Origin of the sequence: Paracoccus sp. R86501, assembly GCF_042466435.1 — a bacterium.
Taxonomy (GTDB): domain Bacteria; phylum Pseudomonadota; class Alphaproteobacteria; order Rhodobacterales; family Rhodobacteraceae; genus Paracoccus.
On sequence record NZ_JAXHPZ010000001.1, the window covers coordinates 72,515 to 87,025 of the forward strand.

General features: G+C 63.9%; 15 protein-coding genes and 1 tRNA gene. 11 read left to right on the forward strand and 5 right to left on the reverse strand.

Annotation, left to right across the window (positions count from 1 at the left end; translation table 11 throughout):
• Window positions 1-26: 26 nt before the first annotated feature.
• Entirely contained in the window at window positions 27-728 is a 702-nt protein-coding gene (locus SJY40_RS00395; RefSeq protein WP_378941441.1) for a DUF998 domain-containing protein, read from the forward strand.
• Here the strand turns inward: SJY40_RS00395 and SJY40_RS00400 are convergent.
• A complete protein-coding gene (locus tag SJY40_RS00400) occupies window positions 693-1,121 on the reverse strand; it encodes an NUDIX hydrolase (protein WP_378941443.1) in 429 nt (142 codons plus the stop codon). The two genes, SJY40_RS00395 and SJY40_RS00400, sit on opposite strands and share 36 nt — an antisense overlap.
• A complete protein-coding gene (locus tag SJY40_RS00405; protein ID WP_378941445.1) occupies window positions 1,118-1,981 on the reverse strand; it encodes an N-formylglutamate amidohydrolase in 864 nt (287 codons plus the stop codon). The genes SJY40_RS00400 and SJY40_RS00405 overlap by 4 nt, the downstream gene beginning before the upstream one ends.
• Window positions 1,982-2,141: 160 nt before the next feature.
• Here SJY40_RS00405 and SJY40_RS00410 point away from each other — a divergent pair.
• The 9 genes from SJY40_RS00410 to SJY40_RS00450 all read left to right on the forward strand — a co-directional run bounded on the left by SJY40_RS00410 (window position 2,142) and on the right by SJY40_RS00450 (window position 9,535).
• Window positions 2,142-2,216 (forward strand) — tRNA-Val (locus tag SJY40_RS00410).
• A gap of 83 nt (window positions 2,217-2,299) precedes the next feature.
• Entirely contained in the window at window positions 2,300-2,425 is a 126-nt protein-coding gene (gene ykgO / locus SJY40_RS00415; RefSeq protein WP_072295706.1) for a type B 50S ribosomal protein L36, read from the forward strand.
• A 100-nt stretch (window positions 2,426-2,525) separates the two neighbouring features.
• The gene (locus SJY40_RS00420) at window positions 2,526-3,047 is read left to right on the forward strand and encodes a DUF1643 domain-containing protein (protein WP_378941448.1); all 522 of its coding nucleotides are present in this window, start codon (window positions 2,526-2,528) and stop codon (window positions 3,045-3,047) included.
• A gap of 93 nt (window positions 3,048-3,140) precedes the next feature.
• Complete coding sequence (locus SJY40_RS00425; RefSeq protein WP_378948212.1) at window positions 3,141-4,112, forward strand: calcium-binding protein; 972 nt, start codon at window positions 3,141-3,143, stop codon at window positions 4,110-4,112.
• 157 nt (window positions 4,113-4,269) lie between these two features.
• Window positions 4,270-4,539, forward strand: coding sequence for a 30S ribosomal protein S15 (gene rpsO / locus SJY40_RS00430; protein WP_378941450.1), 270 nt, complete (start codon window positions 4,270-4,272; stop codon window positions 4,537-4,539).
• A gap of 230 nt (window positions 4,540-4,769) precedes the next feature.
• On the forward strand, window positions 4,770-6,911 hold the full coding sequence (pnp, locus tag SJY40_RS00435; RefSeq protein WP_378941453.1) for a polyribonucleotide nucleotidyltransferase: 2,142 nt from the start codon (window positions 4,770-4,772) through the stop codon (window positions 6,909-6,911).
• Window positions 6,912-7,066: 155 nt separating this feature from the next.
• Window positions 7,067-7,846, forward strand: a complete 780-nt coding sequence (locus tag SJY40_RS00440) for a hypothetical protein (RefSeq protein ID WP_378941455.1) — start codon at window positions 7,067-7,069, stop codon at window positions 7,844-7,846.
• An 88-nt stretch (window positions 7,847-7,934) separates the two neighbouring features.
• Window positions 7,935-8,720, forward strand: a complete 786-nt coding sequence (locus tag SJY40_RS00445) for a hypothetical protein (RefSeq protein ID WP_378941458.1) — start codon at window positions 7,935-7,937, stop codon at window positions 8,718-8,720.
• Window positions 8,717-9,535, forward strand: coding sequence for a glycosyltransferase family 2 protein (locus SJY40_RS00450; RefSeq protein WP_378941460.1), 819 nt, complete (start codon window positions 8,717-8,719; stop codon window positions 9,533-9,535). Before SJY40_RS00445 ends, SJY40_RS00450 begins: the two co-directional genes overlap by 4 nt.
• 33 nt (window positions 9,536-9,568) lie before the next feature.
• Here the strand turns inward: SJY40_RS00450 and SJY40_RS00455 are convergent, their stop codons facing one another.
• Window positions 9,569-10,225, reverse strand: coding sequence for a peroxiredoxin (locus tag SJY40_RS00455; RefSeq protein ID WP_378941463.1), 657 nt, complete (start codon window positions 10,223-10,225; stop codon window positions 9,569-9,571).
• A 159-nt stretch (window positions 10,226-10,384) separates the two neighbouring features.
• Between SJY40_RS00455 and SJY40_RS00460 the strand changes: the two genes are divergently transcribed.
• On the forward strand, window positions 10,385-11,836 hold the full coding sequence (locus tag SJY40_RS00460; protein ID WP_378941466.1) for an aldehyde dehydrogenase family protein: 1,452 nt from the start codon (window positions 10,385-10,387) through the stop codon (window positions 11,834-11,836).
• Between the two features lie 75 nt (window positions 11,837-11,911).
• Here the strand turns inward: SJY40_RS00460 and SJY40_RS00465 are convergent, their stop codons facing one another.
• Window positions 11,912-12,613, reverse strand: a complete 702-nt coding sequence (locus tag SJY40_RS00465; protein WP_378941468.1) for a response regulator transcription factor — start codon at window positions 12,611-12,613, stop codon at window positions 11,912-11,914.
• The gene (locus SJY40_RS00470) at window positions 12,610-14,508 is read right to left on the reverse strand and encodes a PAS-domain containing protein (protein ID WP_378941471.1); all 1,899 of its coding nucleotides are present in this window, start codon (window positions 14,506-14,508) and stop codon (window positions 12,610-12,612) included. Before SJY40_RS00470 ends, SJY40_RS00465 begins: the two co-directional genes overlap by 4 nt.
• Window positions 14,509-14,511 lie beyond the last annotated feature (3 nt).

Genomic DNA, 14,511 nt, shown 5'->3' on the forward strand with positions numbered 1-14,511 from the left:
CCATCGGGCGGGCAAGGGGGACGTTCATGGATGATGGCAGCGGGCAGAAGGCCCATAACGATCTGGTCCTGTCCTTTCTGGCCGTGCGCCGCGCCATCGGGGCCTTGGGATATTTCCTGCCCGTCGCGCTGATGGTCTTTGCCATCGTATCGGGGCAGGGGCAGGGGCTGGGGACCAGCATATCGGCCTATTACTATTCCCCCATGCGCGAGGTCTTCGTCGGCACCCTGATCGCGCAGGCCGTGTTCCTGTGGAGCTATGAGGGTTTCCGCCCCCATGCCGGGGAAATCGTCACCGATTGGCTAACCGCACGCGTCGCCGCCGTGGCCGCCGCCCTGATCGCCTTGGCCCCGAGCAGCGGACCGGAACAGCCCTGCACCCTGCTGCAATGCATCCTTGGGCCCTCGGTTGCGGGGTGGCTGCATCTGCTGGCGGCGGGGGTGTTCTTTCTGGCGCTGGCGGTCTTTTGTCTGGTGCTGTTCGTCAGGGGAAACACCGACAGCGCGGAAAAGCGTGCCTCGAACCGCATATACCGGATCTGCGGTTGGGTGATTCTGGGCAGCATCGGATTGATCGGACTGCTGTTCGTAACCGGGCTGGATCAGCGGCTGGAGTGGTTGCGACCGGTCTTCGTGCTGGAAACCGCGGCAACATTCGCATTTGCCACCAGCTGGGCTGTCAAGGGTGATGCCCTAGGGCCGCTGGTGCGGGGCATGGCCCGCCCTTAGGATCCAGTCGCAAAAATGCGGAATGCGGCGCGGATGGGTCAGGTATTCGGCCACGGTCATCATGCGCAATTCCTGACCCTCATCCCCGAATCGGATCGCGGCGATCTGGGCGTCGGTGATCGTGCCGGTGAACAGCCAGGATCGCATGGTCGGGTCCTGAAATGACGCGAAATCATGGCCGGTCAGCGCATCTGGCGGCAGGCGCAGGGCGAATTCTTCCTCCAGCTCTCGCAGGGCGCAGGCGATCGGGGTTTCGTGCCCTTCACGGCCACCTCCGGGCAGGTCCCAATGGGCAGGGAAGGGGATACCCGCATCGTCATCGCGCAGATAGGTCAGCATCCGGTCGCCGCAGGTCAGCAGCAGTTTGGCCCCATGGAAATCGCTCGCGGTCATTCCGCCGCGATGCGCCCGCCGCTGAGGTCGGTGGTCAGGCTGGCAAGGCGCGCGATGACCTGTTCGATCCGGCCCGCGAAAAGGTCGAAATCGGGGCGCGGCGTGATGGATTTTTCGTCCATATAGAGCGACCGGTCGATCTCCAGCTGGACGACATGGATGTTCTGCGCGGGCCGACCATAGGCCGAACAGATGTAGGCGCCCGAAAACGGGGAATTGCGCCGGATGCGCCAGCCGCCATCCTCGATGGCGCGGCAGACGGCGTCCGACACGCGGGCCGATGCCGACAGGCCGTGGCGGTTGCCCAGCACCATGTCGGGGCGCAGACCCTGCAGATGGGACAACGAATCATGGGGCATGGAATGCATGTCAACCAGGATCGCCTGCCCGAACCTTGCCCGCGCCTCGGATATCAGCGCGCCAAGCGCCTGATGATAGGGGCGCCAGCACTGATCAATTCGCCGCTCGGCCTCGGCACGCTCCATGGGGGCGTCGTGAATCACCCGGCCCTGCGACACGACGCGGGGAATCACCCCCAGCCCCGCAAGGGTACGCTGGTTCAGCGGATGGCGCGGAACGCCGCGCACGATCACCGGGTCGATCTCATCCGCGCCGCGGTTCAGATCGACGATGCAGCGCGGCACCCGCGACGCCAGCGTCACCGCCCCAAAGCGCGTGGCGGGCGCTATCAGCCTGTCTACAAAGGCATCTTCCGAAGACCGCAGCGTTCCGACGGGCAGTCGCGTGTCCTTCAAAAACCAGTCCGGATAGTCGCATCCCGAATGCGGGGACGCGAAGATCACGCCGCTCAGCCACGAATCGGGGCGGGTCAGGACGAAGGGTGGTTCAGGCTGTGACACGGGGCAGACCTCGGCATCAGTCGCAATAAACTATATAAACCTGAAAAACTTGCTGCCGATAGGCCTTGAATACCCCAAACACCCCCGTTATAGACCTGCGGACCAAGAGGCGCTGAGACGGCATCCGGAAGGAAGCAGGAACGGTTCTTCAAGGCAGCGTGGGCGGTTAGCTCAGCGGTAGAGCACTACGTTGACATCGTAGTGGCCACTGGTTCGATCCCAGTACCGCCCACCATAGATTTTTCGCCGCCCCTGGCAAGCGTCGGGGGCATTTGTTTTCCTGGCGGCTGCGATGCGCCGCGATGATGGAGAAGACCGATGAAGGTTCGCAACTCGCTCCGCTCGCTCAAGAGCCGGCACCGTGACTGCCAAATCGTGCGCCGCAAAGGCCGCGTCTACGTGATCAACAAGACCAACCGTCGCTTCAAGGCCCGTCAGGGCTGATTTGCGCCGGTCTTGTCGGAACACCGGCAGATCGCTGAAAACGAATTGAACGGACCCGCCCTTCAAAGGCGGGTTTTTTCATGTCCGGAAAGGATGGCGGATGATTCGCGACACCCATCAGGACGGCGCCACCCGATCCGAGGCCCTCTGGTCGCCCTGCCGCAGCTATCGCTATGCGCTGACGCGGCGCTGGGATGACGGGCCAGGCTTGGGCATCGTTATGCTGAACCCCTCGACCGCCGATGCCTTTCGCAACGATCCCACGGTCGAGCGGTGCGAAAGGCGGGCGCGCGCCTTGGGGTTCGGCGCCTTCCGGGTGGTAAATCTGTTCGCCTTCTGCGCCACCGATCCGCGCGATCTGCGCAAGGCCCCCGAGGCCGTCGGTCCGCAGAACGACGACGTTCTGCGGCAGGCGGCAGGGTGGTCGCAGGGCATCCTGTGCGGATGGGGCATCCATGGCGCGCATCTGGGGCGCGGGGCGCAGGTCGAATTGCTGCTGCGCGCGACGGGGGTGCCGCTGTTTCATTTGGGGCTGACCAAGGCGGGGATGCCGCGACATCCGCTTTACGTCGCCTATCGGCAGGGGCCGGTGCCTTGGGCGCCTGCCGGGGACCTGAGTTAAGATTTTATTAATTATCCGGTTCTGCGAAGGGCCGCGACTGCGTATCATGCGGGGGTATCGGCATGTCGCCGGTCGTTTGTGGGGTCCGTGGCAATGCTGTTCATCGGTGGTATTCTCAGTCTGATGATGGCGGGGCTGGTGATCGACCTTGGCGCGCTGACGTCCTCGGGCGCGGATGAAGACGACGACCCCGATGCCACCCCCGAAGACGACGGCGAACTGCCCCCCATCCTGCCCGAAGCAGAGCCTGACGCCGCCCCGGAACCCGATGCGCCTGCCGACCCTGATGCGCCTGCCGACCCTGATGCGCCTGCCGAGTCCGTCGAACTGCAGGGCGAGGATCAGGCCGATCTGCTGATGGGCAGCGAACAGGGCGACGTGATCAGCGGCAATGGCGGCGACGACGACCTGCGCGGCGGGTTGGGCGACGACCTGATCTATGCCGGCGAGGGCGACGACTGGGTGCAGGGCGATGCCGCCTATGGCAAGGGTGGCGACGACACCATCCATGGCGGCGAAGGCGACGACATGCTGGCGGGGCAGGGCGGCAACGACCTGATCTTTAGTGATTCGGGTGATGACACGCTGTTCGGCGGCGAAGGGCAGGACACGCTGTTCGGCGGCGCAGGCGATGACATCCTTGCGGGGCACGAAGGCGACGATGTGCTGGTCTCGACCGAGGGCAGCGACGATCTGGACGGCGGCGAGGGCAACGATGTGCTGATCGGCCATGATGGCCCTGAAACCGTCTGGATGAACGGCGGCGAAGGGGATGACACGCTGATGCCCGGCGCGCATGATTTTGCTTCGGGGAACGGCGGCAGCGACAGCTTCGTGCTGCGCGACACGCCCGAGGGTTTCCCGACGATTGCCGATTTCGACGCCTCGCGCGACCAGATCGACCTGCATCTGGACGCCGATGTTGCCCGCGACGCCCAAGTCACGCTGGACCGTGATCAGGACGGGACCTGGCTGCTGTCGGTCAACGGCCATCCCGTCGGGCGGTTGTTGCAGGATGGCGGGCTGACGGTGGCCGATGTGCGGATCGTGACGCCGCTGGGCTGATATTTCCGCGCAACGCAAGCCGGGGCTTTCCTTTTTCGCCGCGTTGTCCTATATGCGCGCATCCGCTGGGCCTTCGTGCCCGGCTGACGACTTTATGGGCCTGTGCTGGACGACATCCCGGCCTGTGCCATCACCCCTAATCCGGAAGGAGATCCCGATGTCGATCACCGTCGAAGAAAAAGCCCGCCTGATCAAGGAATTCGGTACCAAGGAAGGCGACACCGGTTCGCCGGAAGTTCAGGTCGCGATCCTGACCTCGCGTATCACCACCCTGACCGAACACTTCAAGTCGCACAAGAAAGACAACCACTCGCGTCGTGGTCTGTTGATGATGGTCGCTCAGCGCCGCAAGCTGCTGGACTATCTGAAGGGCAAGGAAGTTGCACGTTACACCGATCTGATCGGTAAACTGGGCATCCGCCGCTAATCATTTCCGGTCATCCGGATGGGAACGCCCGCAGCGAAAGCCGCGGGCGTTCTTCATTGTGGCGCCCCCTGCCACCCACTTCCCAAACAGCGTGTTTTCCTGTATCTGCCGTCCATCTGCGACGTGAGGTCCTGGCCCCGGGGCACATGCAAAGGATAGGGGCGGCGGCAATGGGGCCGCCATATGACACGGGGTGACCGGAGGGCCGGAACACTCCCAGAGGAAATCAGATGTTTGATGAAGTGAAGAAATCGATCCAGTGGGGTCAGGAAACCCTGACGCTGGAAACGGGCAAGGTTGCCCGTCAGGCCGACGGCAGCGTCATCGCCACCCTGGGCGAGACCAGCGTCATGGCCAACGTCACCTTCGCGAAAGAACCCAAGCCCGGGCAGGATTTCTTCCCGCTGACGGTTCATTATCAGGAAAAATACTATGCCGCCGGTAAAGTGCCGGGCGGTTTCTTCAAGCGCGAAGCGCGTCCGACCGAAAAAGAGACGCTGACCGCGCGTCTGATCGACCGTCCGATCCGCCCGCTGTTCGCACCCGGCTTCAAGCATGAAGTGCTGGTCATGTGCACCGTGCTGAGCCACGATCTGGTCAACGATCCCGACATGGTCGCGATGATCGCCGCATCGGCCGCGCTGACGATCTCGGGCGTGCCGTTCATGGGTCCGATCGCTGCCGCACGCGTCGGCTTCGCCAATGGCGAATATGTGCTGAACCCCGAAGTTCAGGACATGGACCAGCTGCGCAACAACCCCGAACAGCGTCTGGATCTGGTCGTTGCAGGCACCCAGGACGCCGTGATGATGGTCGAATCCGAAGCCTACGAGCTGTCGGAAGCCGAAATGCTGGGCGCCGTGAAATTCGGTCATGACGCCATCCAGCCGGTCATCGACCTGATCATCGATCTGGCCGAAGACGCCGCGAAAGAGCCGTTCGACTTCCAGTCGCCCGACTACAGCGCGCTTTACGCCCGCGTGAAATCCATCGGTGAGACCGCCATGCGCGCCGCCTATGCGATCCGCGACAAGTCGGAACGCCAGGACGCGATCGCGGCCGCCAAGGCCCAGGTCAAGGCAGCCCTGTCGGAAGAAGAGCTGGCAGATGCGAACCTGGGTTCGGCGCTGAAGAAGCTGGAATCGGGCATTCTGCGCGGTGACATTATCAGCGGTGGCGCGCGTATCGACGGCCGCGACACCAAGACCGTCCGTCCGATCGTCAGCGAAGTCGGCATCCTGCCGCGCACGCATGGTTCGGCGCTGTTCACCCGCGGTGAAACGCAGGGTCTGGTCGTGACCACCTTGGGCACCGGCGACGACGAACAGATCATCGATGCGCTGCACGGCAACTATCGTTCGAACTTCCTGCTGCACTACAACTTCCCCCCCTATTCGGTCGGTGAAGTCGGTCGCGTGGGTTCGCCCGGTCGTCGCGAAATCGGTCACGGCAAGCTGGCATGGCGCGCCCTGCAGGCGGTTCTGCCGGCTGCGACGGACTTCCCCTATACCATCCGTGTCGTCTCCGAGATCACCGAATCGAACGGTTCGTCCTCGATGGCGTCCGTTTGCGGTGGTTCGCTGTCCATGATGGATGCGGGCGTTCCGCTGAAGGCACCGGTCGCAGGCGTCGCCATGGGTCTGATCCTGGAAGACGACGGCCGCTTTGCCGTTCTGACCGACATCCTGGGTGACGAAGACCACCTGGGCGACATGGACTTCAAGGTTGCGGGTACCGAAAACGGCATCACGTCGCTGCAGATGGACATCAAGGTTGCAGGCATCACGCCTGAAATCATGGAACAGGCGCTGGCACAGGCCAAGGATGGCCGCATGCACATCCTGTCGGAAATGGGCAACGCCCTGACCGAAGGTCGCCAGGAATTCAGCGCCCACGCCCCGCGCATCGAAACGATGCAGATCCCGACCGACAAGATCCGTGAAGTGATCGGTTCGGGCGGCAAGGTCATCCGCGAGATCGTGGAAGTCTCGGGCGCCAAGGTCGACATCAATGACGAAGGCATCATCAAGATCGCCTCGGCCAATGGTGAGTTGATCAAGAAGGCCTATGACATGATCTATTCGATCGTGGCCGAGCCGGAAGAAGGCAAGATCTATACCGGCAAGGTCGTCAAGCTGGTCGACTTCGGTGCCTTCGTGAACTTCTTCGGCAAGCGCGATGGTCTGGTGCACGTCAGCCAGATCGCGAACCGTCGTCTGGGTCACCCGAACGAGATCCTGAAAGAGGGTCAAGAGGTCAAGGTCAAGCTGCTGGGCTTCGACGATCGTGGCAAGGTCCGCCTTGGCATGAAGATGGTCGACCAGGAAACCGGCGCCGAGATCGACGAGAACGCTGAAGAAGCGAACGCCTGATCTTCGGGCACGTGGAACTGGAAAAGGGGCGCCCTGTGGGGCGCCCCTTTTTGCTGGGCAGGGCGATCTGGGGCATGATCGTGGCAATTGACGACCTGCCCCCCTGCTGCGATCCTTGCAGCCTTGCGAATGCCGCTAAAGAGGCCAAGTAGCCGATGCCTGATCTGCCCATGCTTCGGCTGCTGCGCCGCATTCCCGTGTTCCTGCGGTTGCCGGTGATCAAGGCGCTGCATCGGCGGCATGGTTCGCAGCTGTCGCTGTCGCCCGAGGAATTCCAAGCCAAGCGCGTGCTGATCCTGGGGCCTGCACGGACGCTGGCCGAGGATCTGCAGGCGATCGACGTCTCGGACTATGACCTGCTGGTCAAGATGAACAACGGTCTGGATACGCCGGTGCCCTTGCCGCAGGGCGATGGGATGCGCTGCGATGTGCTGTTCCATTCTGCCACCCGCGATGCCCGCCCGATCACCGAGGCCAAGCTGCAGCGGGCCGGGGTGCAGTTGCTGGTGCATCGCACGCCCACCAAAAGCGGCTTCCTGCAGACGCTGATGCTGAACGCCCGTTTTAAAGCGCTGCTGCGCGTCCGCCATATCGATTGGCAGGTGCATTGCGATCTTGCCGGACGATTGGGCGGTGCCAGCCCGACAACCGGTCTGCTGGCAGCTTGTTTCTTCCTGAATGCTCCGGTCGCGCAGCTGGGCATCGTTGGTTTCACGTTCTTTTCAACCGCCTATCAGGCCGGGTACGACGATTGCGTTGGTTCTGACGCGCAATCGGTATGTCGCATCGTCGAAAAGGGCCATCACGCACCATCGGCCGAAGCTGCACTTTTATCGCGAGAGATCGCTGCCGCCCGCGACCGGGGGATGGTCGTCACGCTTGGGCCGCATGTCGCCAAGGCGATGCAATGCTGTGCGGCGCGTGATGATGGCTGAGGAGAGCTTGTTGCAACCCTCCGCCCCGTCGGGCGATACAAGAGGGCGACATGCGAGGCCGGATGTCGTCACCGGAAAGGACTGATGAATGAGCCGAGATGAACCTGTCCTGATCCTGACGATGAAATGGGGCACGCTTTACAGCAGCGACGATGTGAACCGCCTTGCGGCTCAGGTGCGCAAGCATCTGGCACGTCCGCATCGGTTCATCTGCTTTACCGACGACCCAAAGGGCCTCGACCCGCAGATCGAGGCGATGGAGCTGCCCGAGCTGGGCCTGCCCGAAGGTCACGGCGACACGCGTTGGCGCAAGCTGGCACTGTTCCGGCGCGATCTTGGCGGGCTTTCGGGGACGGCGCTGTTTCTGGATATCGATCTGGTGGTGGTGGACGATCTGGCGCCCTTCTTCGACCTGCCGGGTGACTTCTTCATCATCCGCGACGATGATCTGTTCCGCCCCAAGCCACTGCGCAAGGTGAACCCGGCGCGGGACAAGTTCCTGCATAGTGTCGGCAATTCCAGTGTCTTCCGCTATGTCATCGGCGATCATGCCTATGTGCTGGACGCCTATCTGGCCGATCCTGCCGCAGCGACTGCGGGATACGAGATCAGCCAGCAGTTCCAGTCGGCGCAATTGGCCAAGCACGGAAACCTGCATTACTGGCCCCGCGAATGGTGCGTCAGCTTCAAGAACGACTGCGTGCCGCGCAACCTGCTGTCCTATGTCCGTGATCCCTCGATGCCGAAGGGGGCCAAGATCGTGCTGTTCGCCGGCGCCCCCAAGATGGAGGACGTTTTTGCGGGTCGCGGGCACAAATGGTATCGCCGCATTGGCAACATCGATTGGCTGCGCAAGGCGTGGGAAAACCCGTGATCCGCGACGCTTTTCGCCAGTTCAAGCACCGCCGCCGTATCGCCCGCGCCTTGGCCGAAATTCGGGCGCGCCCGCAGGGGCATGGCAGGCCCCACGGGTTGCCCTCGGAACTGATCGTGTCTCTGACCAGCTATGCCGCGCGGTTCGGCACGCTGGAACATACGTTGCAGGCCATCACTCGCCAGACGGTGCAACCTGATCGGGTGATCCTGTGGCTGGACGAAGGCGACCGCGATGCGCTGCCTGACGCGATCCGGCAGATGCCTGCGGTGCAGGTTGCGTTCTGCCCCGACTGGCGGTCCTACAAGAAGATCGTGCCGACCCTGCTGGATCATCCCGACGCGCATGTCGTGACGGCGGATGATGATGTCTATTACCCCGCCGATTGGCTGGAGGGGCTGGTGACGGCGGTCCATGACGGCGCGCGCATCGCCTGCCATCGCGCGCATCGGGTGGTGATGTCAGGGGCCGCGCCCGCGCCCTATGACGACTGGCAGCACAATATCACCGCCCCCGAGGAATTGCCGTTGGTGTTCCAGACCGGTGTCTCGGGGGTGATCTATGCTCCGGGGTCGCTGCACCGGGATGTGACGCGGGACGATCTGTTCACGCGGCTTGCGCCCAGTGCCGATGATGTCTGGCTGTACTGGATGGCGCGTCTTGCGGGATCGCAGCCCCGCAAGATCGGCCCCAAGGCCCGCATCCTGGAGTGGGAAGGCAGTCAGACCACCAATCTGCGCCACGACAATCGGCAGGGCAGCGGCAATGATCGCGCTATCGCCGCGCTGATGGGCCACTACGGCTGGCCGGAATAAAACGCCCCGCCGGTCGGGCGGGGCGTAGATGGATCAGGCCGGATCCTTGGCATAGCGCAGATAGGGCAGCTTGATGTCCAGCGGGCCGAATTTCTCGGTCGCGGCGGCATCATCCAGCGATAGGGCCACGATCACGTCCTGACCCGGCACCCAGTTGGCGGGGGTGGCGATCGGCACGCCGTCGGTCTTCTGCACGGCGTCCAGCGCCCGCAGGATCTCGGCAAAGTTGCGGCCCACCGACATGGGATAGGTCATGGTCAGGCGGACCTTCTTGTCCGGCCCGATGATGAAGACCGTGCGCACGGTGGCCGAATGGGCGGGCGTGCGACCCTCGGTCGGCAGATAGTATTCGGCGGGCAGCATGTCATAGGCCTTGGCCACCGTCAGATCGCTGTCGTCGATGATGGCGAAATTGGCCGGAACGCCCGCGACCTTGGCGATGTCGGATTTCCATTTCTGGTGGTCGTCCACGCTGTCCACCGAGACGCCCAGCACCTTGGTGCCACGTTTTTCGAATTCCGGTGCCAATTGGGCGACGGCACCGAATTCCGTGGTGCAGACCGGGGTAAAATCGCGCGGGTGGCTGAAGACGATGGCGTAATCCTTGCCGATCCAGTCGTGGAAACTGATCTGGCCCTCTGTCGAATTGGCGGTGAAATCGGGGGCGATGTCGTTGATGCGCAGGGACATGTGGCGTCCTTTCCGTGGGTTGCGTTGGCATCAACATAAGCAGCCCGTCGTGGAATGCCAGTGGGCCGAGGGCGTGGACCTTATGTCCATGCCGCGCGGGCTTGCGGCGGCGATGCGGTGGTGACAGGCTGCCTGCCAAACATGGACCAGGAGAGTCAGATGTCCCAGGTACTGGACAAGCGCAAATTCTATATCGACGGCGCATGGGTGGCCCCGGCGGTCGCAAACGATCTCGATGTGATCGACCCTTCGACCGAGGAGGCCGTCGCTGTCATCAGCCTTGGCGGTCAGGCCGATACCGATGCCGCCGTCGCCGCCGCCAAGCGTGCCTTCCCGGCATGGTCCGCCACGCCGCCCGCCGAACGTCTGGCGATGGTTGAAAAGATCCTGTCCGTCTATCAGTCGCGGGCCGAGGATATGGCGTGGGCCATCAGCCATGAAATGGGCGCCCCTGCCGAAATGTCGCTGAACAACCAGGTCGCCAGCGGCACCTTCCACATCACGAATTTCATCAATGCGTTCCGCGACTTCCAGTTCGTGCGTCCCTTGGGCGATCACGCCCCCACGACCATGATTTCATGGGAGCCCGTCGGCGTCGTGGGTCTGATCACGCCGTGGAACTGGCCGATGAACCAAGTCACGCTGAAGGTCATCCCGGCGCTGCTGGCGGGCAATACCTGCGTGCTGAAACCGTCGGAAATCGCGCCGCTGAGTTCGATCGTCTTTGCCGAGATCGTGGAAGAGGCAGGCCTGCCCAAGGGCGTCTTCAACATGATCCATGGCGACGGTCCGGGTGTCGGCACGCAGCTGTCCACCCATGACGATGTCGAGATGATCAGCTTTACCGGCTCGACCCGCGCGGGCATCGCCATCACTAAGGCGGCCGCCGACAGCCTGAAGAAGGTCGTGCTGGAGCTGGGCGGCAAGGGCGCCAACATCGTCTTCGCGGATGCCGATGATGCAGCGGTCGCCCGTGGTGCCAAGCATTGCTTCAACAACACCGGCCAATCCTGCAACGCACCGACCCGCATGCTGGTCGAGCGTTCGGCCTATGACCGCGCGGTCGAGGTCGCCACGCAGGTCGCCAACGACACCAAGGTCGCCAGCGCCCATGCCGATGGCCGCCATATCGGTCCCGTCATCAGCAAGGCCCAGTGGGAGAAGATCCAGGGCCTGATTCAGGCGGGCATCGACGAAGGTGCGCGGCTGACCGCCGGCGGCACCGGCCTGCCCGAGGGCGTGAACCGCGGATACTTCGTGCGGCCGACGGTCTTTGCCGATGTCACCAACGACATGACCGTCGCGCGCGAGGAGATCTTTGGCCCCGTCCTGTCGATCATCCCCTTTGATGATGAGGCCGAGGCGATCCGCGTTGCCAATGACACGCCCTATGGTCTGACGAATTACGTGCAGTCGCAGGATGGTGCCAAGCGCAACCGCGTGGCGCGTCAGCTGCGGGCCGGCATGGTCGAGATGAATGGTGAATTGCGCGGGGCCGGTGCGCCCTTTGGCGGCGTCAAGAAATCGGGCCGTGCGCGCGAAGGCGGGATCATGGGTCTGGAAGAGTTCATGGATAGCAAGGCAATCAGCGGCTGGGATCGCGACGCCTGAGGGATTGCCTGCCCTGACAGGCAGGCGGAGGCGGGGGGCCAGCCCCCCGCACCCCCCGCCACTCCGGCCTTGGCGTCAGTCCAGTTCCGCAAGGAAGATATAGCCCGCGCCATAGATCGTCTTGATCAGGCGCGGGTTTTTCGGATCCTCACCCAGCTTGGTGCGTAGCCGCGAGATGCGCACATCCATCGCCCGATCAAAGCTGTCGCCAGCCGACCCGCCAAGCGTTTCCAGCATCTGGGCGCGGGTGATCAGACGGCGGGGATTGTCGGTGAACATGCGCAGAACCTCGGCCTCGGCATGGCTGAGGGGGGTTTCGCTGCCATCGGGCGAGGTCAGCAGATAGCGATCGAAATCGGCGGTCCATCCGGCGAACTTCAGGGTGCGGGCATTGCGGGTCTGGGCCTGCGCGGGTTTGCGCAGGCGGGCGCGGATGCGGGCCACGACCTCGGAGGGTTCGAAGGGCTTGATGATGTAATCGTCGGCGCCCAGCTCCAGCCCGGTGATGCGGTCCTGCACCTGTGCCCGCCCCGAGATGATGATGATCGTCGCCCCCGAATCCATCGCCAGCCGGTGGACCACTGCCAGCCCGTCGCGATCGGGCAGGCCCAGGTCGATCAGGCAGACATCGGGGGTGATGCGGCGCAGCGCCGCCTCGAATTCGGTGGCGCGGGCGAAGGATTGGGTGCGAAAGCCCGCCTGTTCCAGCGCCTGCGACAGCAGGTGCCGGATCTGGGGTTCGTCATCAAGGATCGCGATAAGCGGGGCGTCGGTCATGGCTGGTCTTTCATGGCCTCGGCCAATGCGCCGGCAAGACGTGCCGAGGTGAAGGGTTTTGTCACGACCGGCCCTGTCGCGCGGTCACGCAGCGGGTCGCCGGGCGGCAGCGAGGTCATCAGCAGGATCGGCACGGGGGCGGCAAGGTCAAGCCCCAGACCGTCGCCCAGTTGGATGTCGGATATGATCAGGGTCAGCCCGGGCAGATCGGCCAGGGTTGCGGCCTCGGACAGGGATGATGCTTCCAGAACGGCATGGCCCAATTCGGTCAGTTGATCGCGGACCTGCGTGCGGATCACATCGTCATCTTCCACCAGCAGCACCATCTGCGGCATGACCGGGCGCCATGGCAGTCGCAGGGTCACGCGCGCCCCGTCGGGCGTATTTTCCAGCCGCAGCGTGCCACCGACCAATTTGGTCTGGTCATAGACCATCGACAGGCCCAACCCCGATCCCTGGCCCTTCTTGGTGGTAAAGAACGGCTCGGTCGCGCGGGACAGGGCCTCGGGGGCAAAGCCGGGGCCGGTGTCGCAGACGGTGATCTGCAGCCAGTCGCCATTCCTGATGGCGCGGAGGGTGATGCGCCCTTGCGTGGGCATGGCCGCATCCGCATTCAGGATCAGGTTCAGCAGCGAATCCTGCAGCGCGCCCGTGTCCAGCAGCAGCGGGTCGCTGATCGGCGCGATATCCAGATGCAGTTGCGTGCCGTCCGACAGGGATGGACGGGCAAGGGTCGCGACCTGTTCGATCAATGCGGGCAGATTGGCGGGTTCCAGCAGCAGGTCACGTTCGCCGCTGATGCGGGCAAGACGTTTCAGCAGATCGGCGCCGCGGCGTGCAGCGGCCAGCGTGGCTTGGACGTCCTGTCCGGCGTCATCCGGCAGGTCGCGTGCGGCTAGGCGGGCCTGCAGTCCGAGGATGATGGTCAGCAGATTGCCGAAATCATGCGCCATACCCGATGTCAGCTGGGCAGCCAGACTGCGCTTGCTGGCATGGACCAATGCCTCGCGCGCCTGAACCTCGGCGCTGACATCGGTGGACAGGATATAGACGCCCGCGCCCTGCAGATCGGGCGTCAGCGCGATGCGGATGCGACGGCCCGAGGTGGGATGCGTGATCTCGAACACCTGCGGGTCGCCCGCCAGCGCGCGCGTCATATAGGGCAGCAGCGTCGCGAAGGTCTGCGCCCCAAGCGCGCGTTCCACGGTCAGCCCGACGATGTCATCCGCCGCGCCCGGAAAGACCGAGGGCAGCCTGCGGTTGGAAAATGTATAGCGAAAACTGGCGTCCATATGGGCGATATGGGCGGGGACCATCTCGGTCACCTGGCGGGTGCGGGCCTCGGTCCGGGTCAGGATGCGCTGCGCCTCGGAAAGGGCGGCGTTGGTGGCGGCAAGCTGGCGGTTGGCGGCGGCCAACCGTTCGGCGTTCTGCAGTACTTGGTCCGACAGTTCCGCCGACCGCGCCCGCAGCAGGCCTTCCTGACGCTTGATGTCGCTGATGTCGGTATAGACCGTGACCCAGCCGCCCTGGGTCAGCGGCGCACCCTCGACCGCGACCCAACGGCCATCGGCGCGTTCGCGTTCGAAGTAATGCGGCTGGAACTGGCGGGCCTGCGCCACGCGATAGGCGACGGCGGCCTCGGGGTCGGTCTGGGGGCCGTATTCGCCGCGCAGGACCAGAAAGCGGATCGTGTCCTCGAAACTGGCACCGGGCTGGGTCAGCGCATCGGGCAGGCCGAACATCGCCTGATACTGGTTGTTGGCGACCGCCAGTTGTAGGTCTGCATCAAAGATCGACAGCGCCTGTCCGATCAGGTTCAGCCCGGATCGTGTCAGGTCGGCGCGGATGCGGGCCTTGGTCAAGGCACCGGCCTGCTGGTCGTCGTGATGCATCGG